This is a genomic window from Streptomyces sp. NPDC058664 (assembly GCF_042716635.1).
Lineage (GTDB): Bacteria > Actinomycetota > Actinomycetes > Streptomycetales > Streptomycetaceae > Streptomyces.
Window position 1 is genome coordinate 28,213 of record NZ_JBHXRW010000048.1, and the last position, 24,276, is coordinate 52,488.

The following is a 24,276-nucleotide window of genomic DNA, read 5'->3' on the forward strand; positions in this document are numbered from 1 at the left end:
TAGCTTCACTCGTCATGCACCTGTCCGCGCGCAAACCCGCTCGCGGGCAGTACATACGGATGATGTGGAGAACCCATGGCTCATCTGGGATCGAGGCGCGGCCGAGCTCTTGCTCTGCCGGTTGGTCTCGCGCTCACGGCCTCGCTCGGCTTCCTTCCCTCCGGCGCCGCCTCCGCCGCGGAGCTGAGCGACGCACCGGCGGCAGCCGTCACGGCGACGAACGGGCCGAAGCTCTCGTACGTCGTCAACGTCGCGGGGGGCCGCTGGACCGCCGCCTCCGTGAAGAAGGCGATAGCCGCCGCGGGCGGCGAAGTGGTCATCTCGTACGACCAGATAGGCGTGATAGTCGTCCACTCGCAGAACCCCGAGTTCGCGAAGACGATCCGCACGGCGCGTGGTGTGGTGTCGGCCGGTGCGACCCGTACCGCCCCGCTGTCCGCGCAGACGGACACCTCCGTCGACGAGGGCGCCCAGATGCTCTCCGCGGCCGAGGCCCAGGCCGCCGCGGCCACCGCGTCGGACGAGCAGGACCCGCTGGAGCCCCTGCAGTGGGACCTGCCGGCCATCAAGGCGGACAAGGCCCACCAGAAGACGCTCGGCAGCAAGCGCGTCACCGTCGCCGTCATCGACACGGGTGTCGACGACACCCACCCGGACCTGGCGCCGAACTTCGACGTCGCCGCCTCCGCCAACTGCGTGTCGGGCAAGCCGGACACCACCGCCGGCTCGTGGCGCCCCAACCCGGGCGAGAGCGACCACGGCACCCACGTCGCCGGCACGATCGCCGCCGCCAAGAACGGCATCGGCGTCACCGGTGTCGCCCCGGGCGTCAAGGTCTCCGGCATCAAGGTGTCCAACCCGGACGGCTTCTTCTACACCGAGGCCGTGGTCTGCGGCTTCGTGTGGGCGGCCGAGCACGGTGTCGACGTCACGAACAACAGCTACTACACCGACCCGTGGCTGTTCGCCTGCAAGAACGACGACGACCAGAAGGCGCTCATCGAGGCGGTCACCCGCGCCACCCGCTACGCGGAGGGCAAGGGCACGGTCAACGTGGCCGCGGCCGGCAACTCGAAGTTCGACCTCGCGGCCGACTCGATCGTCGACAAGAGCAGCCCGAACGACACCACTCCGGTCGAGAGGGTCATCGACCCGAAGGTGTGCCTCGACTACCCGGGCATGCTGCCGGGCGTCGTCACCGTCTCCGCGACCGGTGCCAAGGACCTGAAGGCGTCGTACTCGAACTACGGTCTCGGCGTCATCGACGTCTCCGCCCCCGGCGGTGACCGCACCGAGTACCAGACCCCGGACGCCCCGGCGGTCAACGGCCGCATCCTGTCGACCACGGTCAACGGCGGCTACAACTACAAGGCCGGCACGTCGATGGCCGCGCCGCACGCGGCGGGCGTCCTCGCGCTGATCAAGTCGACGCACCCGCACGCGAGCCCGGCGGCGCTGAAGGCGCTGCTGTACGCGCAGGCCGACGACCGCGCCTGCACCAACCCGTACGACATCGAGGGCGACGGCAAGATCGACGCCGTCTGCGAGGGTGGCACGAACAAGAACGGCTTCTACGGAGCCGGTCTGATCGACGCGCTGGACGCCGTCCGCCGCTGAGCACGGATCGCCTGAACGAGGGGCCCCGGTGTGGTCTGCCACACCGGGGCCCTTCGCATGGCACTCGGTGCCACACTGCGGTCATGGACAACGGCATGGACACCACGGTGCGCACCGGTACGGAGTCGTTGTGGTCGGCCCTCGGCGGCGATCCCGCCCTGGTGGACCGCGTGGAGTACGGCGGGACCTCCGGGCTGCTGCCCGCGCGGCTGCCCGTGATGGACCTGGCCCGGGCCGCGGTCGCGGTCGCCGGGCTCGCGGCCGTCGAACGGGCGGGAGTGCCGGGGCCGGTGCGGGTGGACGACGGGGCCGTCGCCACCGCCTTCGTGAGCGAGCGTCACCTGCGGGTCGACGGGCGGGCGCCGGTGAACTTCGCGCCGCTGTCGCGGTTCTGGCGGGCGGCGGACGGCTGGGTCCGTACGCATGCCAACTACCCTCACCACCGGCTGGCGTTGCTCACCGCGCTCGGTGCCACCGACTCCGTCGAGGCCGTCGCGGCGGCGATCGGCGAGCGGAAGGCCGTCGAGGTCGAGAGCGCGGTGTACGCGGCCGGGGGCCTGGCCGTCGCCCTGCGGACGCCCGGGGAGTGGGCGGAGCACGCCCAGGGACGGGAGGTGGCGGCGCGGCCGCTGCTGACCCGGGAGCGGCTCGACGAGGCCCCGCCCCGGCGCCGTACGGGCCCCCTGCGGGTCCTGGACCTGACCCGGGTGATCGCCGGTCCCGTCGCGACCAGGACGCTCGCGCTGCTCGGCGCGGACGTGCTGCGGATCGACCCGCCGGGCAATCCCGAACTGCCGGACCAGCACGCGGACACGGACGTCGGGAAGCGGACCGCCGCCCTTGACCTGGACAGCCCGTCGGACCGGCGCGCCTTCGGCGAACTCCTGGACTCCGCGGACGTGTTGGTGACCGGCTACCGGCCGGGCGCGCTCGACCGCTTCGGCCTCGACCGGCCCGGCCTGGTGACCGCGCGGCTCTCCGCCTGGGGCGACTACGGGCCGTGGGGCGGACGGCGCGGGTTCGACTCCCTGGTGCAGGTGGCGACCGGGATCGCCGTGACCGAGGGCTCGGCGCGGGAGCCGGGCGCGCTGCCCGCGCAGGCCCTGGACCACGGCACGGGCTATCTGCTCGCGGCGGCGGTGCTGCGGTCGCTGACCGAGCAGGACCGGGAGGGCGGCACCCGGCTCGTACGGCTGGCACTCGCGCAGACCGGGCACTGGCTGACGCACGGGCTGCCCAGGTACGAGCCCGGCCGGTACGTCACGGAGACGGACGGCCCGCTGGGCCGGCTGCGGCACGCCCTGTCGCCGGTCGCGTACGAGGGCGGCCCGGCGGGCTGGTCGCGCCCGCCGGGCGTCGCGGGCGCGGACGCCCCGGAGTGGCTCGGGGCCGGGCCCGGGGTGCGGACACCCCCTACGGCTTGACGAGGACCTTCAGGGCGGTGCGCTCGTCCATCGCCTTGTAGCCGCCCGGCACCCCGTCGAGGTCGACGGTCAGGTCGAAGACCGGGGACGGGTCGATGCGGCCGTCGAGGACGTCCGGGAGCAGTTCCGGGATGTACGCGCGCACGGGGGCGACGCCGCCGCGCAGCGCGATGTTCCGGTCGAACATGACGGACAGGTCGAGTCCGGTGCCGCTGCCGTGCGGGACGCCGACGTAGCCGATGGAGCCGCCGTCGCGGGCGATGGCGACGGCGGTCCGCATGGACTGCTCGGTGCCGACGGCCTCGATCACGCCGTGGGCGCCCTGGCCCCCGGTGAGTTCGCGGACGGCGGCCTCGGCGGCCTCGCCGCGCTCGGCGACGACGTCGGTGGCGCCGAAGAGGCGGGCGATGTCGGTGCGGGCGGTGTGCCGGCCGAGGGCGATGATCCGCTCGGCGCCGAGGCGCTTGGCGGCGAGGACACCGCAGAGGCCGACGGCGCCGTCGCCGACGACCGCGACGGTGGAGCCGGGCCGCACGCCCGCGCCGAGGGCGGCGTGGTGGCCGGTGCCCATGACGTCGGAGAGGGCGAGCAGCGCGGTCAGGAGCCGGTCGTCGGATGCGGCGTCGGCGGGGAGCTTGACGAGGGTGCCGTCGGCGAAGGGGACGCGGACGGCCTCGCCCTGGCCGCCGTCGGAGCCGACCGAGCCCCAGAAGCCGCCGCGCGGGCAGGAGGTCTGGAGCCCTTCGGCGCAGTGGTCGCAGGTGCCGTCGGACCAGACGAAGGGGGCGACGACGAGGTCGCCCGCGGTGAAACCGGTGACCTCGGAGCCCGCCGCCTCGACGACGCCGAGGAACTCGTGGCCGATGCGCTGGCCGGGCTGCCGTGCGGACTCGCCGCGGTAGGCCCACAGGTCGCTGCCGCAGACACAGGCGCGCAGGACGCGGACGACGGCGTCGGTGGCGTCCCGCACGACCGGGTCGGGCACGTCCTCCACGCGCATGTCGAACGGGGCGTGGATGGTGGTGGCGCGCATGACGGGGGGTCCTTGCTGTCAGTCGATTGTACGACGTTCACCGTACATCGCGCGGAGCGCTCCCGCCGTCAGCAGGCACTGCGCCGCGATGTACGTCAGCATGACCCAGAAGTCGGGTACCGGCAGCTGGGGCCACTCGGCGACCCCGGAGGCGATGAGGGTGTCGGACAGCAGGAACAGGGCGCCGCCGAGTCCGGCGAGGAGGCCGAGCGAGCTCGCGCGGTAGGCCATGGCGGTGAGGAGCAGCGAGTAGCCGGCGACCGGGATCCGCAGTTCGGCGGGGAGGTCGGGCCAGAGGAGCACGACGGTGCCGGCGAGGGCGGCGGTGTACGCGGCCCCCAGGGGTACGGACGTACGGCGCCGCCCGAAGAGGAGCAGGTAGCAGACGTGTCCGACGGCGAAGGAGCCCATGCCGACGAGGAAGGCCCAGTCGGCGTCGGAGAGCAGGAGGACGTCGCCGCCCCAGCCGAGCAGGAGCGCTGCGGTCAGCGGCTTCGGGGCGCCCCGGGTGACGGCGTACGCGGCGAGCAGCGGCATCAGGAGCGGCTTGGCGAGCCGGTGGCCGAGCTCGGCGCCGGCGAGCAGGGAGATCAGGTCGACGGCGGCCGCGAGCCCGAAGGCGACGAGCAGCGCGCGGGAGACGAGCGGACGGGAGGAGGCCGGGAGGGCGCGGGCGGGCGCGGCTCCGGCGCTCACGCGGCGGGCTCCACGGCGGGGCCGGTGCGGACGTCCGAGCCGGTGCGGACGTCGGGAACGGCTCCGGCGTCGGGGCCGGTGCCCTTCGGCGTCCCGGACGGCGGTCCCGGTTGCCAGCCGGGGCCGCGGAAGACCCGTCCGGCCCGCTCGCGCCAGTCGTCCGCGGCCCGGAGGTCGCGGGCGATGGCGGCGTACTCGTGGGTGGCGACCCGCAGCGGGTTGTACGTCTCGATGTTCTTGGTGAGGCCGTAGACGGGCCGCTCGGTCTCGCCGACCCAGGAGCCGAACATCCGGTCCCAGACGATGAGGATCCCGCCGAAGTTCCGGTCCAGGTAGCCGCCCTGGGAGGCGTGGTGGACGCGGTGGTGGGAGGGCGTGTTGAGGACGTACTCGAAGGGCCGGGGCAGCTTGCCGACGCGCTCGGTGTGGATCCAGAACTGGTAGACGAGGTTGACGGAGTAGCAGAAGGCGACGGCCGCCGGGTGCACGCCGAGGGCGATCATCGGCAGGTAGAAGGGCCAGGAGGTCACGCTGGTCCACGGCTGGCGCAGGGCGGTGGTGAGGTTGAATTTGCGGCTGCTGTGGTGGACGACGTGGCAGGCCCAGAGGATGCGGACGACGTGGTGTCCGCGGTGCTGCCAGTAGTAGAGGAAGTCCTGCGCGAGCAGCATGAGCGGGATCGTCCACCAGAGGACGGGGACGCGCAGCGGGGTCAGCTCGTAGACGGCGGTGTAGACGGCGACCACGGGGATCTTCCACAGCGCGTCGAAGGCCAGGCTTCCGAGGCCCATGCCGATGCTGGTGGCGGCGTCCTTGGTCTCGTATCCGGCGGCGTCCTCGTCGGGATGGATCCGGTGGCTGACCATCTCCACGACGGTGAGCAGGACGAACGCCGGTATGGACCAGAGCACGACATCGGGCAGGTTCGGCATGCCGTCGACGGTAGGGGTGGTGGGCGGGGCGGGGCTAGACGTTGTTACCAACAAGTATGCGAGACCGCTTGTCAGCAAGCTTTGGCACCTTCCGACAAGGCGTGCGCTCCTCGGGCCCGGTCGCCCCGATCGCCCAGGTCGCCCCGATCAGACCCCGGCCGCCCCGAGCAGCGAGCCCGCGCCGTAGGTGACGGCCATCGCGAGGGCCCCGCCGGCCATGTTGCGGAGGACCGCGGGGCGGGCGGGCGCGTCGCCGAGGCGAGCGCTCCACCAGCCGGTGAGGGCGAGCGCCGCGAGGACGGAGAGCACCGTGACCCAGAGGCGGGCGGAGGCCGGGGGGAGCACCATCGCCAGGAGGGGGAGCAGGGCGCCGACGGTGAAGGCGAGGAAGCTGGCACCGGCGGCGTGCCAGGGGTCGGTGAGCTCGTCGGGGTCGATGCCCAGCTCCACGCGCGCGTGGGCGCGCAGCGCGTCGCGCTCGGTGAGCTGCTCCGCGGCCTCCCGGGCGACTTCCGCGGAGAGGCCGCGGGCGGAGAGGAGGCCGGTCAGTTCGTCGAGCTCGGCCTCCGGCCGCTCCCGCAGTTCGCGTTTCTCCTGGGCGAGCGCGGCCTTCTCGGAGTCCCGCTGGGTGGAGACCGAGACGTACTCCCCCGCCGCCATCGACATCGAACCGGCGAGCAGCCCCGCGAGGCCGGCCGTGAGCAGTGCGGTCCGCGACCCGGTGGCGCCGGCGACGCCCACGACGAGGCCGGCGGTGGAGACGACCCCGTCGTTGGCTCCGAGCACCGCGGCCCGGAGCCAGTTGAGGCGGGATCCGAGACCTCCGGCGTGGGCCTCGACGGGCGCGGGGGGTTCGGTCACGTCAGGAGGGTCGCACCCGCCGGGCCGCCGGACGGGGACCGACCCGCCCGGGAGGCAGGCCCTGCCGTCCCGCACGCGCGCCCGTACGCGGGACGGGACGGGATCCGGGCGCGGCATCGCGCCGGCCCGTCCTCGCCCGGGGGATTCCGGGGGCACCGGGGACGGACTTGTCGGTCTCGGGCCGTATCCTCAATGACCGTGCTTGACGACCGTACGACAGCAGCGACGTGGCCGGCCGCCTACCCGCAGGGGTACGCGGTCGTCGACGTGGAGACCACCGGCCTCGCCCGCGACGACCGGATAGTGTCGGCTGCCGTCTACCGGCTGGACGCCCAGGGGAACGTCGAGGACCACTGGTACACCCTCGTCAACCCCGAGCGCGATCCCGGACCCGTGTGGATCCACGGCCTCACCAGTGACGTCCTGGAGGGCGCGCCGCTCTTCCCGGAGATCGCGGCGGAGTTCGCGGCCCGGCTCGACGGGCGGGTCCTCGTCGCGCACAACGCGATGTTCGACTGGCAGATGATCGCCCGGGAGTACGCGCGCGCCGAGTCGGCGGCGCCGGTGCGGCAGCGGCTGTGCACGATCGCGCTCGCCAAGGAGCTTTCGCTGCCGCTGCCCAACCACAAGCTGGAGTCGCTCGCCGCGCACTTCGGCGTCGTGCAGCAGCGCGCGCACCACGCGCTCGACGACGCGCGGGTGCTCGCCGAGGCTTTCCGGCCGAGCCTGCACGCGGCCGCCGAGCGCGGCATACGGCTGCCGCTGCTCGAATGCCGGCCGCTGACCGAATGGGCCTCGTCGCCCGAGCGCCCCCGGGCCGGTCACCAGGCCTCGGGTCCGGCCGCGTACCGGGCGAACAGCTGGCGTCCCTCGCGGAAGCGCCCGCCGTGCCCGTACCCCAACCCCGGCCGGTACGAGACGGACAAGCCGCTCAAGCAGGGCATGCGGGTGGCCTTCTCCGGGGACACCTCCGTCGACCGCGAGCTCCTGGAGGACCGCACCGTCGAGGCCGGTCTCCATGTCGCCGGCAGCGTCTCCCGGCTGACCAGCCTGCTGGTCACCAACGATCCGGACGCCGCCACCTCCAAGACCCTCAAGGCGAGGTCCTTCGGCACGCCGGTCGTCGACGAGGCCGCGTACACCCAGTTGCTGCGGGACGTGACCCCGGCAGACGGGTGACGCCCCGCGCCCTGCGGGCGTGCCGAGCTGCGCGCGCCCGCCGGGAGCCCCACCCTGTGGCGCATGGCACGTTGTGAGGTCTGCGGAAACGATTACGGCATGTCCTTCGAAGTCCACGCGCAGGGCGCGGTCCATGTCTTCGATTGCTTCGCCTGCGCCATCCACCGCATGGCGCCCATCTGTGAGCACTGCCGGGTCCAGATCATCGGGCAGGGCGTCGAGGTCGACGGCAACTGGTACTGCGGCGGTCACTGCGCCCGCGCGGAGGGAAAGGTGGGCATTGTCGACAGGGTGTGACGGGGCCGGTGCGCCGGCCGCCGTTGCGGAAACGATCCTCTGATGGCTTCCGGCCCTCTTCGGCACCCGCCGCAAGGGGGCCTTTCGTCACGTTGTACCGTCAACGGCGTGTACCGCTTCCTGTTGTCCCGGCAGTGGGTGATCCTCACCCTCGTCGCCCTCGTCCTCGTTCCGACGATGATCGAGCTGGGCCTCTGGCAGTTCCACCGGCACGAACGCCGGGTGGCCCAGAACGCCCTGATCGCGGACAGCGTCGCGGCGGAGCCGGTCCCGGTCGAGGAGCTCACCTCCCCCGGCCACACCGTCCCGCGCGCCGACTACTGGAAGCCCGCCACGGCCACCGGCACCTTCGACACCGCCCACGAGGTGGTCGTCCGTCGCCGCACCAACTCCGACGACCGGGTCGGCGTGCACGTCCTGACTCCGCTGGTCCTCCGGGACGGCCGGGTCGTCCTGGTCAACCGCGGCTGGGTACCGGCCGCCGCCGACCAGCACTCCTTCCCGCCGGTGCCGCCCGCGCCCAAGGGCGAGGTCACGATCACCGGCCGCCTCAAGGCCGACGAGACGACCGGCGCGAGCGGCATCAAGGACCTGAAGGGCCTGCCGGACCGCCAGGTGATGCTGATCAACAGCGGGCAGCAGGCCGAGCTCATCGGCCGCGAGGTGCTCGGCGGCTACCTCGAACAGATCGAGCCCGAGCCCGCGGGGAACACCCCCGAGCTGATCCCCGAGCCCGACCACGACTCGATCGGCGCCCACATGGCGTACGCCGTGCAGTGGTGGCTCTTCACGGCCGGGGTGCCCGTCGGCTGGGTGATCCTGGTCCGCCGGGAGAAGCGCGACCAGGCAGCGGCGGCGGCCCGTTCCGAGGACTCCGGGGACTCCGGGACTCCGGAGAAGGACGCGGACGCGATCCAGGCCACTCCGTCCCTCTGATTGACCACCGCCGCTTGCGGGAACAGCCCAGAGCGTGACGCAAAGTATCGACGACTACGCCCTCATCGGTGATCTCCAGACCGCCGCGCTCGTCGGCCGCGACGGATCGGTCGACTGGCTGTGTCTGCCCCGGTTCGACTCGGCCGCCTGCTTCGCCGCGATCCTCGGCGACGAGAACAACGGCCACTGGCGGATCGCGCCCAAGGGCGCCACCACCTGCGCCACCCGCCGGTACGTCGAGGACACCCTCGTCCTGGAGACCTACTGGGAGACCCGTACCGGCACCGTCAAGGTCGTCGACTTCATGCCGCAGCGGGACAGGGCCCCCGATCTCATGCGGATCGTGGAGGGCGTCAGCGGCACCGTCGAGATGAGCTCCGTCGTGCGGCTCCGCTTCGACTACGGCTCGGTCGTGCCCTGGATGCGCCGCACCGACGGCCACCGGGTCGCGGTCGCCGGTCCCGACGCCGTCTGGCTGCGCAGCGAGCCGCCCGTGAAGACCTGGGGCCAGCAGTTCTCCACCTGCTCCTCCTTCACCGTCACCGCCGGCGAGAAGGTCGCCTTCGTCATGACCTGGCACCCCTCGCACGAGCCGCGCCCCGCCCTCATAGATCCTTACGAGGCCCTGGAGCACTCCCTCGCGGACTGGCGGGAGTGGGCGGCGCTCTGCACCTACCGGGGTCCGTACCGGGAGGCGGTGCTGCGCTCCCTGATCACCCTCAAGGCTCTCACGTACGCCCCGACCGGCGGGATCGTGGCCGCCCCCACCACCTCCCTGCCGGAGGAGGTCGGCGGCGTGCGGAACTGGGACTACCGGGCCTGCTGGCTGCGGGACTCCTCGCTCACCCTCGGCGCGCTGCTCGCCGCCGGATACGTCGAGGAGGCCCGCGCCTGGCGCGACTGGCTCCTGCGCGCGGTCGCGGGCGACCCGGCCGACCTGCAGATCATGTACGGGCCGGCGGGCGAGCGCCGGCTCCCCGAGACCACCCTGCCCTGGCTGCGGGGCTACGCCGACTCGGCGCCGGTCCGGACCGGGAACGCGGCCGTGGACCAGTTCCAGCTCGACGTGTACGGCGAGGTCATGGACTCGCTCCACCGCGCGCGTGAGGCCGGGATCCCGCCGGAGCGGCACGCCTGGAACCTCCAGCTGAGCCTGCTCGGCTTCCTGGAGTCCACCTGGCGCGAACCCGACGAGGGCCTGTGGGAGGTGCGCGGACCACGCCGCCACTTCACCCACTCGAAGGTGATGGCCTGGGTGGCCGCCGACCGGGCGGTGCGCGCCCTGGAGGCCGATCCCTCGCTGCCGGGGGACGCGGCACGGTGGCGGGCGATGCGGGACGAGATCCACGCGCAGGTGTGCGCCAAATCCTATGACCCCGTCCGGAACACCTTCACCCAGTCGTACGGCTCGCTGGAGCTGGACGCGGCGACCCTGCTCATCCCCCAGGTCGGTTTCCTGCCGCCGGACGACCCCCGGGTGGTGGGGACGGTGGACGCCGTGCAGGCGGAGCTGCTGCACGAGGGCTACCTGCGCCGGTACAGCGTCGACTCGGGGGCGATCGACGGTCTGCCGGGCCAGGAGGGCACCTTCCTGGTCTGCTCGTTCTGGCTGGCGGACGCCCTCCTGCTGATCGGCAGGAAGGACGAGGCCCGCGAGCTCTTCGAACGCCTCGTGGTCCTCCGCAACGACGTCGGGCTCCTGGCGGAGGAGTACGACCCCGCGGCGGGACGCCAACTGGGCAACTTCCCGCAGGCCTTCAGCCACATCGGTCTCGTCGGCACGGCACTCGCGCTGGCCGGGGAGGATCAGGACCCGGCAGGATAGCCCCATGGATCTTGGGCTGAAGGACCGTGTGTACGTGGTGACCGGGGCGACGCGGGGGCTCGGGCGGGCCTCCGCCGAGGCGCTGCTCGCCGAGGGCGCGAAGGTGCTGGTCACCGGGCGGGACGAGAAGAGCGTCGCGGAGGCGGTGGCCGAGCTTGGACCCGGCGCGGCCGGGGTCGCCGCCGACAACGGCGACCCGGAGACCCCGGCGCGGCTCGTCGCCGAGGCGCGGGCCCGGTTCGGCGGCTTCGACGGCATCCTGATCAGCGTGGGCGGTCCGGCTCCCGGCTTCGCGGCGGACAACACCGACGAGCAGTGGGCGGCGGCCTTCGACACCGTCTTCCTCGGCGCGGTCCGGCTGGCCCGCGCGGCGGCCGAGACGCTCACCGACGGCGGGGTCATCGGCTTCGTCCTGTCGGGTTCGGTCCACGAGCCGATCCCCGGACTGACCCTCTCCAACGGGCTCCGCCCCGGCCTCGCCGGCTTCGCGAAGTCCCTCGCCAACGACCTGGGGCCGCGCGGGGTGCGGGTCGTCGGGCTGCTGCCGAGCCGGATCGACACGGACCGGGTGCGGTCCCTGGACGCGCTCTCCGGCGACGCGGACGCGGCCCGCGCGGCCAACGAGGCCGCCATCCCGCTGCGCCGCTACGGGACCCCGGAGGAGTTCGGGCGGACGGCGGCCTTCCTGCTGTCGCCGGCCGCCTCGTACCTGACGGGCGTGATGCTGCCGGTGGACGGCGGGGCGCGCAGCGGCTTCTGAGCGCCCGCGCCCCGGCCCGCCGTCAGGTCACCCGCCGGGCCCGGTGCTTCACCGCCCGCAGTCGCGCCTCGGTGGGCAGGGAGTCCAGGCCCGTGGACGTGCGGGCGTGGGCGAGGGCCTGGGTGCTGAGGGTGGACAGTGCGTCCCCCGGGGAGGCGTACGGCTCCAGGTGGAGCACCGCCCGGGTACGGGGGGCGGTGCGGCGGCCGGTGAGGGAGACCCGGGCCTTGGCCACCCCCTCCTGGGCCGCGGCGTCCGCCTCCAGGACGCCTTCCAGGGCCCGGCCGCGCAGGACAGCCTCCTCGCCGTCGCCGCTCTCCACGGCGACCTCGGCGAGCCGGGCCCGCCGGAACTGGACGAACAGCCACCACAGGGCGAGCAGGACGACGAGCCCGAGGACCGCGATGACCACGGGCCACCACCAGCCCTCGTCCCGCCAGCGCTGCCGGTCGGCGGTGGTGAGCAGCACGTCCGAGGGGCCGGACCAGGGCCACCAGGACGGTACGGACAGGTCGAGGGCGGCGGCGAGGACTCCCCCGCCGACGAGGACGAGAAGCAGCCCGGCGAGGCCGAGCAGGACGCGGTTGACGCGCCGGAGGACGACCGTCACCGGGCTCACCCCTTTCTGGGCGGCCTGGCCACCCGTACGGTCACCGCGGGCGGGTGGGCGAGGGCCAGTTCGTCGACGCCGGCGGCCAGAGCCGCTTCCAGGTCGGCGCGGACCTCGTCGAGCGCGCGGAAGTGCGAGACGGCCCGGGCCTTCGCCTTGGCGCGGCCGACGCGCACCCGGACGGACTGCACGCCGGAGACCTCCATGGCGCGGTCCCGCAGGGCGAGGGCGGCCGCCTCGCGGTCGAGTCCGGCCCGTACGTCGGCGTGTGCGCGGCGCATCGGGAGGACGGCGCGCAGCCCGGGGGTCAGCGCGAGGACGAGGAGCCAGACGCCGAGGGCGACCGCGAGGGAGGCGCCGACGAGGACCAGGGTGTCGTCGAGCGGCCGGGTCGCGAGGGCGTCGGCGAGTTCCTTCCGCCAGGCCATGGCGGTGCGGTCGGCGCGGACGGCCGCCACGTCGTAGAGGAGCAGCCCGGTCCCGGCGAGGACCAGGGCGGCGAGCAGGGCGGCGGGGATGCGGCGTACGGCCCAGAAGCGCCGGGCGGGTGCGTCGGCCAGGACGGGCACGCCGTCGCGGTCGGCGGCGGGGCCCGGGTCCAGGTCGGGCGTGGTCGTCATGACAGCCGGTCCCTCCGTGTGGCCTGCCGGGTCAGCGCGGAGTGGAGGCGTTCCACATGGACGGTGACCTCGTGGACCTCCATGCCGACGAGCTCCTCCACGCGCGCGCGGACCCGGCCCCGGACGGCGCCGCACCGGCGGCCGACGTCCGAGGGGTAGTCGAGTTCGAGGCTGATCGCGATCCTGGCGACGTCCCGGTGGACGGCGACGGAGGCGTGCGGGCGGGCGCCGCCCTCGGGAACGGCCTCCAGGGCTTCACCCGCCGCCTGGGCGGCGATCTTCGCGACGACCCGGTCGGCGATCGTGGTCGCGCCCCGGCCCCGTACGGGGTCCGGGGCCGGCTTCGCCACCATCCGTCACCGCCGCCGCTCGCCGCGTTCGCGGCTCCGGAAAAAATCGCCCGGTTCGAGGTCGCCTTCGAGGAAGCGTCCCACCACGAAGCCGACCGCTCCCAACGCCGCGACCAGTAGAAACGCCCCGAAGCCGCCGAAGTATCCGGCGAAGCCGAGGGCCATGCCGGCCAACAGGCCGACCACCGCCATGCTCATTCCTGACCCCTTCCTGAGGATCTCTGGCCCCCCGTGCCCCGCCGTCGGCGACTACTGGAGCCGCTGTTCCGGCTCCTCTTCCTCCTCGTCGGGCAGCTTCACGTCGCTGACCGCGATGTTCACCTCGACGACCTCGAGGCCCGTCATGCGCTCGACGGCCGCGATGACGTTCTCGCGGACGTCTCCGGCGACATCCGTGATGGAGAAGCCGTAGACGACGACGATCTCCAGGTCGAGCGCGGTCTGTACCTCGCCTACCTCTGCCTTCACCCCTCGGGTGACGTTCGACTTCTGGCCGCCGCTGCCGGGAACGCGGTCGCGTACGGCGCCGAAGGTGCGGGAGAGTCCGCTGCCCATGGCGTGGACGCCGTCGACGTCGCGGGCGGCGAGACCGGCGATCTTCTCGACGACTCCGTCGGCGATCGTGGTCTTTCCCCGGGAGGCCGGGTCGCCGCCGCCCCGCTTGGTGACCTGGGCGCGGCGCGGTTCGTCGGCGGAGGTGGAGCCGGAGTGGGTGGTGTCCGTCATCAGATTTAGCCCCTTCTGGGATATTTCGGGGTTCTTCGCTCACACTAAGGGCGGTTACCCGGTCTCGCCCCGGGGATACGGCAAGCTGGGGCAATGACTACGGGTGACGGTTGGACCGCGGCGGTACGGGAACGCCTCGCCCCGGGCAGGCTGCTGCCGCTCGGAACGGCGGCGGACGGGGCATGGATCACCGAGCGGGCGGCGCGCGAGGTGCTGGAGAGGGCCGCTGCGGCGGTCCCGGGCGTGGTGCCGGGCGGCCTGCGGATCCGCCCCGCGGACCAGGAGTCCGATCAGGAGGCCGTGCCGGAGACCGCTTCGGAGCGGGAACCGGGGTCGGAGCCGGGGGCCCTGCGCATCTCGGCCTCGTTCGGCGCGGTGGCCGGGCGGCCGCTCACCGAGCTCACGGACGCCCTCCGGGCGGCCCTGTTCACGACGGCCGAGGACGGGCTCGGCCTGGTGACGGCGGCGGTGGACCTGCAGGTGACAGATCTCCTCGACGCGGTACCGCCGGACGAGGGACCGGTCGCTGCCCCGCCCGGCCGGACCTCTCCGGCGACGGAGGACCCGGTGGCCCTCGCGGCGCTCCGGGTGGCGGGTGTCGCGGCGGTGACGGACGCGCTGGGCCCGCCGGTGCGCCGGGGCCCCGACGGAGTGCGGGTCGAACTGGCCGTGACGGCGGGTACCCGCCCCCTGGACGTGGCCCGGGCCGTCCGGACGGCCGTGACCGCGGCCGTCCCCGAGGAGGCCGCGGTCACGGTGGTGGTGTCGGAACTGCGCCGGTGAGAGAAGCCCGGGCAGGGGTCAGTCGCCGAGGCCCGCCAGGTCGCGCAGACGGCGGGCCTGGGCGGCGCGCTCCGCGACGCGCTGCTCCTCGTACGAGCGGCCGGCGGCGCCCCTGAGGAGCGCCTTGGTCTCGGTGACCGCGTCGCGCGGCGCCGCGAGCAGGGCGGCGCCGAGGTCCCGTACGGCCGCGTCGAGTTCGTCGGCGGGCACGGACAGGTTGGCGAGACCGATGCGCTCGGCCTCCTCCGCGTGGACGAAGCGCCCGGTGGCGCAGATCTCCAGGGCGCGGGCGTAGCCGACGAGCGAGACGAGCGGGTGCGTCCCGGTCAGGTCCGGGACGAGCCCCAGGCTGGTCTCGCGCATGGCGAACTGCACGTCCTCGGCGACGACGCGCAGGTCGCAGGCGAGGGCGAGCTGGAAGCCCGCACCGATGGCGTGCCCCTGGACGGCCGCGATCGACACGAGGTCGCTGCGGCGCCACCAGGTGAACGCCTCCTGGTACTCGGCGATCTCCTTGTCGAGGTCCTCGTCGGAACCGCGCGCGAGATCGAGGAAGGACGGCTCTCCGTCGAAGCCCTCGGGCGTGAACGCCTGCCGGTCGAGTCCGGCGGAGAAGGACTTGCCCTCGCCGCGCAGAACGACGACCCGCACGCTGCCGGGCAATGACCGGCCGGCTTCTGTCAACGCCCGCCACAGAGCGGGAGACTGAGCGTTGCGCTTCGCCGGGTTGGTCAGGGTCACCGTGGCAACGGCGTCCTCGACGGTGAGCCGTACACCGTCCTTGTCGAATACGAGCTCAGAGTCGTCGAGCGTAGTCATGGGGCGCCTCCGGTTCCGGTGCAGCACTGCATCCGATGCTAAGTGACTGCACAGTAACCACCGGGCCGGTCCAGGGACCGACCGGGTGGCCACCGAGAGACCCGGTGGCCCGGTCGAGCCGCCCCGATGTCAGGCCGAGGCTGTCTTCTTGCCCCGTGTCGCTCCGCCGCGTCCGCGCAGCGTGACTCCGGACTCGCTCAGCATCCGGTGGACGAATCCGTAGGAGCGGCCCGTTTCCTCGGCCAGCGCCCGGATGCTCGCACCGGAGTCGTACTTCTTCTTCAGGTCTGCCGCGAGCTTGTCGCGCGCGGCGCCGGTCACCCGGCTGCCCTTCTTCAGAGTCTCGGCCACCCGTGCCTCCTCATGGGAAGTGCGCTCTGGACTTCTCATGATCACCCCTCCCGTCCGTCCTGGCCACCCATTCGACAAGGTCCGTGCCGCCGGGTTTGTGGACGAGCACGGCGCCGTCACGAACGGAAGCCCAGATTCCGCCGGTGCGGAAACCCGGCCCCGTACCGATCGGGGCGGGAAGTGCCAGGTCAGCGGCGCGATGGGAACACACGTACGGCGCGGGTCTGCCGGAAGGATTCAGCAGAGCACCGCGCCGGGAGTACGAGACACCCTCACTCAGATGAAGGATCACGTATGAGCCGAATGATCCAGCCGGGAATGATCACCCGGGGTGTTTTCCGGGTCATCGAGGGCGATACGCGGGTCAGGCGAGCGCCACCAGGTCCGCGTAGTCCGGGCCCCACAGGTCCTCGACGCCGTCCGGGAGCAGGATGATCCGCTCCGGCTCGAGGGCGTCGACGGCGCCCTCGTCGTGGGTGACGAGGACGACGGCGCCCTTGTAGGTGCGCAGGGCCCCGAGGATCTCCTCGCGGCTCGCCGGGTCCAGGTTGTTGGTCGGCTCGTCGAGGAGCAGCACGTTCGCCGAGGAGACGACCAGGGTGGCCAGGGCGAGGCGGGTCTTCTCGCCGCCGGAGAGGACTCCGGCCGGCTTGTCGACGTCGTCGCCGGAGAAGAGGAAGGAGCCGAGCGTCTTGCGGACCTGGACGAGGTCCAGGTCGGGCGCGGCCGAGCGCATGTTCTCCAGGACGCTGCGCTCGGGGTCGAGCGTCTCGTGCTCCTGGGCGTAGTAGCCGAGCTTGAGGCCGTGACCCGGGGTCACCTCGCCGGTGTCGGGCTTCTCGGCGCCGGCGAGCAGCCGGAGCAGCGTGGTCTTGCCCGCGCCGTTGAGGCCGAGGATGACGACGCGGGAGCCCTTGTCGATGGCGAGGTCCACATCGGTGAAGATCTCCAGCGAACCGTAGGACTTGGAGAGTCCCTCGGCCGTCAGCGGGGTCTTGCCGCAGGGCGCCGGGTCGGGGAAGCGGAGCTTGGCGACCTTGTCGGAGGCGCGGACGGCCTCCAGGCCGGAGAGCAGCCGCTCGGCGCGCTTGGCCATGTTCTGCGCGGCGACGGTCTTGGTGGCCTTGGCACGCATCTTGTCGGCCTGCGAGTTGAGGGCGGCGGCCTTCTTCTCGGCGTTCTGGCGCTCGCGCTTGCGGCGCTTCTCGTCGGCCTCGCGCTGCTGCTGGTAGAGCTTCCAGCCCATGTTGTAGACGTCGATCGTGGAACGGTTGGCGTCCAGGTAGAAGACCTTGTTGACCACGGTCTCGACGAGGTCGACGTCGTGGGAGATCACGATGAAGCCGCCGCGGTAGGTCTTCAGGTAGTCGCGCAGCCAGACGATGGAGTCGGCGTCGAGGTGGTTCGTGGGCTCGTCGAGGAGGAGCGTGTCGGCGTCCGAGAACAGGATGCGGGCGAGCTCGACGCGGCGGCGCTGACCGCCGGACAGGGTGTGCAGCGGCTGGCCGAGGACCCGGTCGGGCAGGCCGAGGGCGGCGGCGATGGTGGAGGCCTCGGCCTCGGCCGCGTATCCGCCCTTGGTCAGGAACTCGGTCTCCTGGCGCTCGTACTGCCGCATCGCCTTGTCGCGGGTGGCGCCGGAGCCGGTGGCGATGCGCTCCTCGTTCATCCGCATCTTCTTGAGGAGGAGGTCGAGGCCCCGGGCGGAGAGGACGCGGTCGCGGGCCAGGACGTCGAGGTCGCCGGTGCGCGGGTCCTGCGGGAGGTAGCCGACCTCGCCGGAGCGGGCGATGGTGCCGCCGGCGGGGACGCCCTCGCCCGCGAGGCACTTGGTGAGGGTGGTCTTGCCCGCTCCGTTGCGGCCGACGAGGCCGATGCGGTCGCCCTTGGCGATGCGGAAGGAAGCGGACTCGATGAGGACGCGGGCGCCGGCGCGCAGCTCGATGCCGGAAGCGGTGATCACGGACAGACTCCAGGGCGGTGGGAAACGGCGGAAGGACGACTGATGGAGGGCTTCGACGCCGCTAATGCACGGGGAGAATGGCCATACGGCCAGTCTAACGGGACCCTGCAACTGCTTTTCGGCCATGCGGGGGCGTACGGACGCGATCGGAGCTTTCTCACATTCCCGCCCTTGCTTGACAAAAGGGGCGAATGGGCGGAGATGGTTCGATACTCGGCGCAGGGCGGCGGCCTCTGCCGCGGCGGTGACGCGGAGGGTGGTGGACCGTGCAGTTCGACGACGACGCCGATCTGGACACCTCGGAGGTACGGGACGTCCGGAGCAGTCGCGTCCCGGGCGGCAGGGCGACCATCGGCGGCGGCGTCATCGGCCTCGTCGCACTGATCCTGGGCGTGCTCTTCGGGGTGGGACCGGATCAGCTCGGACTCTCCTCCGACGGCGGGGAGCCGGTCACCGGCTCCTCCTCCGCGGCCCAGGTGAACCAGGCCTGCCGGAAGGGCTCGGACGCCAACACGCGCGAGGACTGCCGGATCGTCGCCGTCGTCAACAGCCTCCAGGACTACTGGCGGGGCGAGTACGCGCGCCGGGGCGGCACCTACGGGAGCGCCGCCACCGTGATGTTCAGCCAACGGGTCGGGACCGCCTGCGGCTCCGCGACCTCGGCCGTGGGGCCCTTCTACTGCCCCGGTGACCGGCAGGTCTATCTGGACCTGGGCTTCTTCGAGGAGCTGCGGACCAAGTTCGGGGCGAGCGGAGGCCCCTTCGCCCAGGCGTACGTGGTGGCGCACGAGTACGGCCACCACATCCAGAACCTGATGGGGACCCTGAGCCGCGCCCAGGACGGGCGGACCGGCGCGGACTCCAACGCCGTGCGGGTGGAGCTCCAGGCCGACTGCTACGCGGGCGTGTGGGCCCGGCACGCCACGGCCACGCCCGACGACCGGACGGGCCGGCCGCTGCTGACCGCTCTCACGGACGCGGACGTCCGGGACGGCCTGGACGCGGCTGCGGCGGTGGGCGACGACCGGATCCAGGAGAGGTTCCAGGGCCGGGTGACGCCGGAGAACTGGACGCACGGCTCGGCGGACCAGCGCCGGCAGTGGTTCCAGGAGGGCTACCGGACCGGTGACATGGCCCGGTGCAACACCTTCCGCTGAGTTGCCGGTGGGGACTGCCAGACTGAGACCTGGATCACATGCGGCTGAATCGAAGGGAAGTGATCGGGATGGCTGAGACCCCCCACATCTGTCCGACGCTGACGTACGAGGACGCGAAGGCGGCGATCACCCTGCTCACGGAGGGGTTCGGCTTCACCGCGACCGCCGTGTACGAGGGCGAGGACGGCCGGATCGCGCACGCCGAGCTGTCGTACGGGAACGGCATGGTGATGCTGGGCAGCAAGGGCACCGGGAGCGAGTTCGACAAGCTGATGGCCGACGCCGGCCCGGCGGGCGTCTTCGTGCACGTGGCCGACGTGGACGAGCACCACGCGCGGGCGGTCGCCCACGGCGTCGAGATCGTGATGCCGCCCAAGGACCAGGAGTACGGCTCCCGGGACTACATGGCCCGGGACGCCGAGGGCAACGTCTGGAGCTTCGGGACGTACACCCCCGGCGCCGCGGAGTAACCGGGCGCCGGGGCCGCACGCCTCCGCTCAGGCACCCCCGGTGTGGACCTGGAAGGCGGCCCGGCGGACCGCCTTGGCCAGGGCCGGGTCCGGGTGGGCGGCTGCCAGGGCGACCAGGACCTGGACGGTACGGGGATGGCCGACCGCCCTGACCTCGTCGAGCAGCGCGGGGACGGTGCCCTGCACGGCGGAGTCGAGGTGCCGGACCAGCAGTTCGCTCTCGCCGTGGTCGGCGACGGCCGCCGCCGTGTCGACCCAGAGCCAGGTGGCCTCCTCGCGGGTGAGCACCTCCTGGGCGTCGTCGGGGTCGGCGCCGTCGTACTCCGCGAGCCAGAGCAGCGCGTACGGGCGCAGCGAGGGCTCGGCGACGGTGGCCCGCACCTCGGCCTCAGCGGGCGCCCCGACGACCCGGAGCGCCTCGAAGGCGAGGCCGCGCAGCAGGGCGTCCTCGCCCCGGGCGACGGCGAGGAGCTCGGTCACCGCGCTGGAGAGGGTGCGGGCGGCGAGCCAGGCGCGGTACTCGGCGCGGGCCGGGCCGGGGGTGAGCCGGGCGCAGCCCCGGAGCATGTCCTCGGCGGACTGCTCGATGTTGCCCGCGGGGCTCTGCGCGGCGACGCAGATCTGCTCCAGCTTGACCCAGACCGCCCAGTTGCCGAGCGGGGTCAGGGTGGCGTGACGCCCCTCCGCACCGGAGTCGAGGGTGAGCGCGCCGACGGCCGCCAGGCCTTCGAGCGCCCAGTCGAGGAGGGCCGGGAGCCCGTCGGTGCCGGGGGCGGTCTCGGGGGCGGGCCCGGACGCCGCCGGGACCTCGCAGCGCTCCTCGCGGAGCTCCTCGACGCGCTGGCCGAGCAGGTCGAGGAGGGCGGGGACGAGGACCGGGCCCTGCGAGAGCTGGAGCAGCGAGAGCACCTGCGGGACGGCCTCGACGACCTCGGCCACGGCGCTCGGCTCGACCCCCTCGGGGGCCGGGTGGACGAGCGACCAGGCGTCGAAGAGGGCGACCCAGCCGCGCAGCACGGCGGAGTCGTCGCGGTCCCAGGCGTGCAGCCGCCAGCCGGGGCGGGCGGTGTCGCCGTGGAGCTCGACGAGTCCGGCGAGCCGGGCGCGGTCCCAGCCGGCCCTGACCTGGTCGGGCGTCAGGTCCAGTGCGGCCGCGGCCCGTTCCTGGGCGGTGACGGGCCCGGGGCCGGTGCGGAGCGCCGCTTCGGCGCCGCGCGGGGCGGCGGCCCAGCGGGCGATCCGTACGGCGTCGGCGAGGACGTGCCGGGCCTGGCGGGCCAGCTCCGCGCGGGGCGGAGTGCCCTCGGGCGGCCGCGGCGCCGGCCGGGTGCGCCTGGTCGTCACGGCCCGTCGGGCGGTGGCGAGCGCCCGCGGACGGACGAGTCGGAGTCTGGAGTTGCGCGCCAATGGTTCATCGGGCTTTCGAGACGTCACGGGGGCAGTCTTCCCGCTGACGGCCCGAAAGCCCAATCGGAATCGGACACACCGTCGGAACGGGCCCGTTGGCGGGGCAGGGAGGGACGTCGCGGAGGCCCTGTCGAGGGCCCTGCCGGGTCTTGTTCGGGGCCCTGCCGGAAGCCCGGCGGAGGGTTCCTGCCGGGGGCCCCGCCGGAAGGCCCGGCGGAAGCCCGACGGAGGTCGTGCCGGAAACCTTGCCGGGGTCCCGCCAGGGCCCCGCCGGGGTTCCTGTCAGGAGTGCCGCCGGAGGGGGCCTGTCGGAGGTCTCAGAGGAGTGGGGTGAGGAAGCGGCGCAGGAACTCCTCGTAGCGGACGGGGTCGGCGTTCCACAGGGCCGCGTGCGGGGCCTGTCGCACGGTCTGGAGGGTGACCAGATCGGGGCGGCGGGCGGCGAGGGCGACGGACGGCTCCCAGGGGGCGATCGTGTCGTCGGGGCCGTGCAGGAGGAGGACCGGGACGCGCAGGGCGTCGGGCGCGGAGACGGTTCTGACCAGGTCGACGTGGGGCCCCGTCCTGCCCTGGGCGGCGCGGACGGCGAGCGGGCGCAGCGGGGCGGGGACGTGGCGGGCCGCGGCGAGGTTGCGGAGGGTCGCCTCCCAGTCCAGGACCGGGGAGTCGAGGACGAGGCCGCCGATCCGGTCGCGCATCCCCGACTCGGCGGCGGCGCGCAGGGCCATCGAGGCCCCGGTCCCCCAGCCGTGCAGGACGACCGTGGCCGCGCCCCTGCGGACGGCGTAGCGGATGGCGGCGTCGACGTCGCGCCACTCCGAGTCGCCGAGCCTGGCCAGGCCGTCGGCCGCGGCGGGCGCCCCCTCGTCGCCGCGGTAGGCGGGGACGAGGACGGGAACCTGGCGGCGGTTGTAGAAGGGGACGACGTTCAGCGGGAGCTCGCGGGTGGTGCCGAGGCCGTGCAGGGCGATCACCCAGGTGGGGCGGGGTCCCGGCACCAGCCAGGCCGGCAGGGGACCGAGCTCGCCGGGGATCTCGACGTCCTCGTGGGCGAGCCCGAGGGCGCCGAGCGGCGTGCCGCGGTGCAGCTGGGGGGTGAACCGGACACGGGCGCCGGGGCCGAGCGCCCCGAGTTCGACGCGTTCCAGACGCCGGACGACGGTGTCGGCGGTGTGCGGGACCCGGTCGAGGACGGGGCCGACGACGGCGTGCAGGTCGGGGCCCTCGATCCCGTACGTACCGGGGCGCAACGAGGCGAGGCTGCGGGTGAGGGTGATCCGTTCGGGGCCCGTGGCGTGCACGGTCAGCCGTGGATCTCCGGGCAGGGGATGTCCGGACGGCGCCTTGAGGACGACGTCGCTGGCGTACCGGCCGGCCGCGATCGCGACCGCGCCGACACCGAGCAGAGTGGTGACGGCCGCTGCCGTCGCTGTAGCCGGGCGCACACTCCCAGTCTCGGCAGGGCGGGGAGGAGCTGCCACCGGACGGGCCCGGTCAGGGTCTTCTTCCGGCCACTCTTCGACCGCCCTGCGACCACTCCGGGGAGTGACATGGGTCTCCTCGGCGGGGTCATCCGGCCGGGTGATTCCGTCCAGGGAGCGGAACCGGGTGGCGGGGGAAGAACCGGGGCGGGTCGCGCGGAGCCCGTGAAGGCCCGGTTCATCCGGGGTCGCGGGGTGACCGCATCGTGGACAGCCGACCCGTCGGAGCCGTAAACGGAATCCCTTGACACCGGATCGGGACACCACACCGCCCGGCCCAGTTCACCTTCCGTTCACTCAGGTTGCCTACGTTCGACGAGCCACTGACGTCAAACGATTGCCTGGGTAAATGGAACACATCACGCTGCTGCTCGCCATTGTGGTCGTGACAGCTCTCGTGTTCGATTTCACGAACGGTTTCCACGACACCGCCAACGCGATGGCCACGACCATCTCGACCGGTGCTCTCAAGCCGAAGACGGCGGTGGCCATGTCCGCCGTGCTCAACCTCGTCGGCGCGTTCCTGTCCGTGGAGGTCGCCAAGACGATCTCCGGCGGGATCATCAACGAAGAGGGCATCCGCACAGAAGTGATCTTCGCGGCGCTCGTGGGCGCCATCCTGTGGAACCTGCTGACCTGGCTCCTGGGCCTGCCGTCCAGCTCCTCCCACGCCCTCTTCGGCGGCCTCATCGGCGCCGCGGTCATGTCGGCCGGCTGGTCGGCCGTGAACGGCTCCACCATCATCACCAAGGTCCTGATCCCGGCCGTCGCCGCGCCGCTCGTCGCCGGCCTCGCCGCGATGCTGGCCACCAGGCTGACGTACAAGATCAAGGCCAACCCCGAGGCGAAGGCCACGGCCAAGGGCTACCGGGCCGGCCAGATCGCCTCCGCCGGTCTCGTCTCCCTCGCCCACGGCACCAACGACGCCCAGAAGACGATGGGCATCATCACGCTGGCCCTGGTCACCGGCGGCGTCCTCGTCCCCGGCTCCAACCCGCCGATGTGGGTCATCGTCTCCGCCGGCGTCGCGATCGCCCTCGGCACCTACCTCGGCGGCTGGCGCATCATCCGCACCATGGGCAAGGGCCTCACCGACCTCCAGCCGCAGCAGGGCTTCGCCGCCCAGACCAGCGCCGCCACGGTCATCCTGGCCTCCTCGAACCTCGGCTTCTCCCTCTCCACCACCCAGTCCTGCTCGGGTGCCGTGATGGGCGCCGGCCTCGGCCGCAAGGGCGGTGTCGTCCGCTGGTCGACCGCGACCCGGATGTTCGTCGCCTGGGGTCTGACCCTGCCCGCCGCGGGCCTGGTCGCCGCCGCCGCCGAGTTCCTCACCCAGCAGGGCCCCTGGGGCGTCGCCGCCGTCGCGGTCCTCCTGGTCGGCGGCTCGGGCGTCATCTGGTCGCTGTCCCGCCGCAAGCCGGTCGACCACACCAACGTCACCGACGACGACCTGGACGAGCAGCCCGCGGGTGTGGTGACCACCGCCATCGCGGCCGTCACCCCGCCGCCGGCCCCCGGTTCCGTCGCCGCCGTCGCGGACGAGGACCTGAAGACCACCATCCCCGCGCCGGTTCCCACCGACCCGGCCGCTCCCCCGGCCCCCGCCGCAGCGGTGTAAGGAACGAACGACATGAAGATCGACTGGGCAGCTCTCGGCTCCGTCTTCGGGGTCAGCCTCGTGGCGACCGTCGCCCTCGTGGGCCTCTTCACCCTCGGGATCGTCGGCCTCGGCAAGCAGGAACAGGCCGCCGCCCAGGGCGGCTCCGCCACCCTGGCCCGTACCGGCGCCTACGCCTGCTTCGGCCTGTGCCTGGCGGCCGTGGCCTACGGCATCTACCTGATCGTCGTCTGACGCGACGAGCATGACGGCGGGGGGGGGGGGGGGGGGGGGGGGGGGGGGGCCCCCCCCCCGGGGGGGGGGGGGGGGGGGGCCAAGTGGGGGAGGTTATAAAAAAAAGAGAACCCACCCCAGAAAAGTA

The 24,276-nt window shown here is 73.2% G+C and carries 26 protein-coding genes; 12 read left to right on the plus strand and 14 right to left on the minus strand.

Going from position 1 to position 24,276, the window contains the following annotated elements; genetic code table 11:
• Window positions 1–75 precede the first annotated feature (75 nt).
• Both ACFWUY_RS30620 and ACFWUY_RS30625 read left to right on the plus strand, forming a co-directional pair.
• The gene (locus ACFWUY_RS30620) at window positions 76–1,617 is read left to right on the plus strand and encodes a S8 family serine peptidase (protein ID WP_384117140.1); all 1,542 of its coding nucleotides are present in this window, start codon (window positions 76–78) and stop codon (window positions 1,615–1,617) included.
• 83 nt (window positions 1,618–1,700) lie between these two features.
• Window positions 1,701–3,041 carry a CoA transferase gene (locus tag ACFWUY_RS30625; RefSeq protein WP_384117143.1) on the plus strand — a complete coding sequence of 447 codons (1,341 nt, stop codon included), beginning with the start codon at window positions 1,701–1,703 and terminating at the stop codon, window positions 3,039–3,041.
• Here the strand turns inward: ACFWUY_RS30625 and ACFWUY_RS30630 are convergent.
• From ACFWUY_RS30630 to ACFWUY_RS30645, 4 genes are all read right to left on the minus strand, one after another.
• Window positions 3,031–4,074 (minus strand): zinc-dependent alcohol dehydrogenase family protein, encoded by a 1,044-nt coding sequence (locus tag ACFWUY_RS30630; RefSeq protein ID WP_384117146.1) that lies wholly within the window; start codon window positions 4,072–4,074, stop codon window positions 3,031–3,033. The genes ACFWUY_RS30625 and ACFWUY_RS30630 overlap by 11 nt on opposite strands.
• A gap of 18 nt (window positions 4,075–4,092) precedes the next feature.
• Complete coding sequence (locus tag ACFWUY_RS30635; protein ID WP_384117149.1) at window positions 4,093–4,770, minus strand: lysoplasmalogenase; 678 nt, start codon at window positions 4,768–4,770, stop codon at window positions 4,093–4,095.
• A complete protein-coding gene (locus ACFWUY_RS30640) occupies window positions 4,767–5,702 on the minus strand; it encodes a sterol desaturase family protein (RefSeq protein WP_384117152.1) in 936 nt (311 codons plus the stop codon). The genes ACFWUY_RS30635 and ACFWUY_RS30640 overlap by 4 nt, the downstream gene beginning before the upstream one ends.
• Window positions 5,703–5,849: 147 nt before the next feature.
• Window positions 5,850–6,563 (minus strand): VIT family protein, encoded by a 714-nt coding sequence (locus tag ACFWUY_RS30645; protein WP_384117155.1) that lies wholly within the window; start codon window positions 6,561–6,563, stop codon window positions 5,850–5,852.
• Between the two features lie 192 nt (window positions 6,564–6,755).
• Here ACFWUY_RS30645 and ACFWUY_RS30650 point away from each other — a divergent pair, with 192 nt between their 5' ends.
• The 5 genes from ACFWUY_RS30650 to ACFWUY_RS30670 all read left to right on the plus strand — a co-directional run bounded on the left by ACFWUY_RS30650 (window position 6,756) and on the right by ACFWUY_RS30670 (window position 11,560).
• On the plus strand, window positions 6,756–7,742 hold the full coding sequence (locus tag ACFWUY_RS30650) for a DEDDh family exonuclease (protein WP_384117158.1): 987 nt from the start codon (window positions 6,756–6,758) through the stop codon (window positions 7,740–7,742).
• Between the two features lie 63 nt (window positions 7,743–7,805).
• A complete protein-coding gene (locus ACFWUY_RS30655) occupies window positions 7,806–8,039 on the plus strand; it encodes a hypothetical protein (RefSeq protein ID WP_037631103.1) in 234 nt (77 codons plus the stop codon).
• A 108-nt stretch (window positions 8,040–8,147) separates the two neighbouring features.
• Complete coding sequence (locus ACFWUY_RS30660; RefSeq protein WP_384117161.1) at window positions 8,148–8,975, plus strand: SURF1 family protein; 828 nt, start codon at window positions 8,148–8,150, stop codon at window positions 8,973–8,975.
• Between the two features lie 34 nt (window positions 8,976–9,009).
• On the plus strand, window positions 9,010–10,800 hold the full coding sequence (locus ACFWUY_RS30665) for a glycoside hydrolase family 15 protein (protein ID WP_384117163.1): 1,791 nt from the start codon (window positions 9,010–9,012) through the stop codon (window positions 10,798–10,800).
• A gap of 4 nt (window positions 10,801–10,804) precedes the next feature.
• Complete coding sequence (locus ACFWUY_RS30670; RefSeq protein WP_384117165.1) at window positions 10,805–11,560, plus strand: SDR family oxidoreductase; 756 nt, start codon at window positions 10,805–10,807, stop codon at window positions 11,558–11,560.
• Window positions 11,561–11,582: 22 nt separating this feature from the next.
• Here ACFWUY_RS30670 and amaP read toward each other — a convergent pair whose 3' ends face one another.
• The 5 genes from amaP to ACFWUY_RS30695 are packed head-to-tail and all read right to left on the minus strand — an operon-like array spanning window position 11,583 to window position 13,866.
• Complete coding sequence (gene amaP, locus ACFWUY_RS30675) at window positions 11,583–12,170, minus strand: alkaline shock response membrane anchor protein AmaP (protein WP_384117168.1); 588 nt, start codon at window positions 12,168–12,170, stop codon at window positions 11,583–11,585.
• A gap of 5 nt (window positions 12,171–12,175) precedes the next feature.
• The gene (locus ACFWUY_RS30680) at window positions 12,176–12,790 is read right to left on the minus strand and encodes a DUF6286 domain-containing protein (protein WP_384117171.1); all 615 of its coding nucleotides are present in this window, start codon (window positions 12,788–12,790) and stop codon (window positions 12,176–12,178) included.
• Complete coding sequence (locus ACFWUY_RS30685) at window positions 12,787–13,143, minus strand: hypothetical protein (protein ID WP_384117174.1); 357 nt, start codon at window positions 13,141–13,143, stop codon at window positions 12,787–12,789. The genes ACFWUY_RS30680 and ACFWUY_RS30685 overlap by 4 nt, the downstream gene beginning before the upstream one ends.
• Before the next feature lie 3 nt (window positions 13,144–13,146).
• A complete protein-coding gene (locus ACFWUY_RS30690; RefSeq protein WP_384117177.1) occupies window positions 13,147–13,338 on the minus strand; it encodes a hypothetical protein in 192 nt (63 codons plus the stop codon).
• Window positions 13,339–13,389: 51 nt separating this feature from the next.
• Window positions 13,390–13,866: an Asp23/Gls24 family envelope stress response protein gene (locus ACFWUY_RS30695; protein WP_384117180.1), complete on the minus strand. Its 477-nt coding sequence runs from the start codon at window positions 13,864–13,866 to the stop codon at window positions 13,390–13,392.
• A 93-nt stretch (window positions 13,867–13,959) separates the two neighbouring features.
• On the opposite strand from ACFWUY_RS30695, the gene ACFWUY_RS30700 reads away from it, so the two are divergent.
• Complete coding sequence (locus ACFWUY_RS30700; RefSeq protein WP_384117182.1) at window positions 13,960–14,649, plus strand: hypothetical protein; 690 nt, start codon at window positions 13,960–13,962, stop codon at window positions 14,647–14,649.
• 18 nt (window positions 14,650–14,667) lie between these two features.
• On the opposite strand, the gene ACFWUY_RS30705 is transcribed toward ACFWUY_RS30700, so the two are convergent.
• The 3 genes from ACFWUY_RS30705 to ACFWUY_RS30715 all read right to left on the minus strand — a co-directional run bounded on the left by ACFWUY_RS30705 (window position 14,668) and on the right by ACFWUY_RS30715 (window position 17,782).
• Window positions 14,668–15,468 carry an enoyl-CoA hydratase/isomerase family protein gene (locus ACFWUY_RS30705; protein ID WP_384117185.1) on the minus strand — a complete coding sequence of 267 codons (801 nt, stop codon included), beginning with the start codon at window positions 15,466–15,468 and terminating at the stop codon, window positions 14,668–14,670.
• 129 nt (window positions 15,469–15,597) lie between these two features.
• Window positions 15,598–15,819: a helix-turn-helix domain-containing protein gene (locus ACFWUY_RS30710; RefSeq protein ID WP_005477683.1), complete on the minus strand. Its 222-nt coding sequence runs from the start codon at window positions 15,817–15,819 to the stop codon at window positions 15,598–15,600.
• A gap of 364 nt (window positions 15,820–16,183) precedes the next feature.
• Window positions 16,184–17,782 carry an ABC-F family ATP-binding cassette domain-containing protein gene (locus tag ACFWUY_RS30715; protein ID WP_384117188.1) on the minus strand — a complete coding sequence of 533 codons (1,599 nt, stop codon included), beginning with the start codon at window positions 17,780–17,782 and terminating at the stop codon, window positions 16,184–16,186.
• A 266-nt stretch (window positions 17,783–18,048) separates the two neighbouring features.
• Here ACFWUY_RS30715 and ACFWUY_RS30720 point away from each other — a divergent pair, with 266 nt between their 5' ends.
• A complete protein-coding gene (locus ACFWUY_RS30720) occupies window positions 18,049–18,939 on the plus strand; it encodes a neutral zinc metallopeptidase (protein ID WP_384117191.1) in 891 nt (296 codons plus the stop codon).
• 68 nt (window positions 18,940–19,007) lie between these two features.
• The gene (locus ACFWUY_RS30725) at window positions 19,008–19,409 is read left to right on the plus strand and encodes a VOC family protein (RefSeq protein WP_384117194.1); all 402 of its coding nucleotides are present in this window, start codon (window positions 19,008–19,010) and stop codon (window positions 19,407–19,409) included.
• 27 nt (window positions 19,410–19,436) lie between these two features.
• On the opposite strand, the gene ACFWUY_RS30730 is transcribed toward ACFWUY_RS30725, so the two are convergent.
• Both ACFWUY_RS30730 and ACFWUY_RS30735 read right to left on the minus strand, forming a co-directional pair.
• A complete protein-coding gene (locus tag ACFWUY_RS30730) occupies window positions 19,437–20,843 on the minus strand; it encodes a hypothetical protein (RefSeq protein ID WP_384117197.1) in 1,407 nt (468 codons plus the stop codon).
• A gap of 290 nt (window positions 20,844–21,133) precedes the next feature.
• Complete coding sequence (locus ACFWUY_RS30735; RefSeq protein WP_384117200.1) at window positions 21,134–22,261, minus strand: alpha/beta hydrolase; 1,128 nt, start codon at window positions 22,259–22,261, stop codon at window positions 21,134–21,136.
• A gap of 385 nt (window positions 22,262–22,646) precedes the next feature.
• On the opposite strand from ACFWUY_RS30735, the gene ACFWUY_RS30740 reads away from it, so the two are divergent.
• The gene (locus ACFWUY_RS30740) at window positions 22,647–23,915 is read left to right on the plus strand and encodes an anion permease (protein ID WP_384117203.1); all 1,269 of its coding nucleotides are present in this window, start codon (window positions 22,647–22,649) and stop codon (window positions 23,913–23,915) included.
• A gap of 12 nt (window positions 23,916–23,927) precedes the next feature.
• Entirely contained in the window at window positions 23,928–24,149 is a 222-nt protein-coding gene (locus ACFWUY_RS30745) for a hypothetical protein (protein ID WP_384117208.1), read from the plus strand.
• Window positions 24,150–24,276: the final 127 nt, after the last annotated feature.

Coding starts and splice junctions, on each gene's coding strand:
- ACFWUY_RS30695 (WP_384117180.1), bottom strand. CDS start 13,866: ATGACGGACACCACCCACTCCGGCTCCACCTCCGCCGACGAACCGCGC.
- ACFWUY_RS30620 (WP_384117140.1), top strand. CDS start 76: ATGGCTCATCTGGGATCGAGGCGCGGCCGAGCTCTTGCTCTGCCGGTT.
- ACFWUY_RS30670 (WP_384117165.1), top strand. CDS start 10,805: ATGGATCTTGGGCTGAAGGACCGTGTGTACGTGGTGACCGGGGCGACG.
- ACFWUY_RS30690 (WP_384117177.1), bottom strand. CDS start 13,338: ATGAGCATGGCGGTGGTCGGCCTGTTGGCCGGCATGGCCCTCGGCTTC.
- ACFWUY_RS30640 (WP_384117152.1), bottom strand. CDS start 5,702: ATGCCGAACCTGCCCGATGTCGTGCTCTGGTCCATACCGGCGTTCGTC.
- ACFWUY_RS30745 (WP_384117208.1), top strand. CDS start 23,928: ATGAAGATCGACTGGGCAGCTCTCGGCTCCGTCTTCGGGGTCAGCCTC.
- ACFWUY_RS30685 (WP_384117174.1), bottom strand. CDS start 13,143: ATGGTGGCGAAGCCGGCCCCGGACCCCGTACGGGGCCGGGGCGCGACC.
- ACFWUY_RS30700 (WP_384117182.1), top strand. CDS start 13,960: ATGACTACGGGTGACGGTTGGACCGCGGCGGTACGGGAACGCCTCGCC.
- ACFWUY_RS30625 (WP_384117143.1), top strand. CDS start 1,701: ATGGACAACGGCATGGACACCACGGTGCGCACCGGTACGGAGTCGTTG.
- ACFWUY_RS30725 (WP_384117194.1), top strand. CDS start 19,008: ATGGCTGAGACCCCCCACATCTGTCCGACGCTGACGTACGAGGACGCG.
- ACFWUY_RS30650 (WP_384117158.1), top strand. CDS start 6,756: ATGACCGTGCTTGACGACCGTACGACAGCAGCGACGTGGCCGGCCGCC.
- ACFWUY_RS30705 (WP_384117185.1), bottom strand. CDS start 15,468: ATGACTACGCTCGACGACTCTGAGCTCGTATTCGACAAGGACGGTGTA.
- ACFWUY_RS30655 (WP_037631103.1), top strand. CDS start 7,806: ATGGCACGTTGTGAGGTCTGCGGAAACGATTACGGCATGTCCTTCGAA.
- ACFWUY_RS30630 (WP_384117146.1), bottom strand. CDS start 4,074: ATGCGCGCCACCACCATCCACGCCCCGTTCGACATGCGCGTGGAGGAC.
- ACFWUY_RS30680 (WP_384117171.1), bottom strand. CDS start 12,790: ATGACGACCACGCCCGACCTGGACCCGGGCCCCGCCGCCGACCGCGAC.
- ACFWUY_RS30740 (WP_384117203.1), top strand. CDS start 22,647: ATGGAACACATCACGCTGCTGCTCGCCATTGTGGTCGTGACAGCTCTC.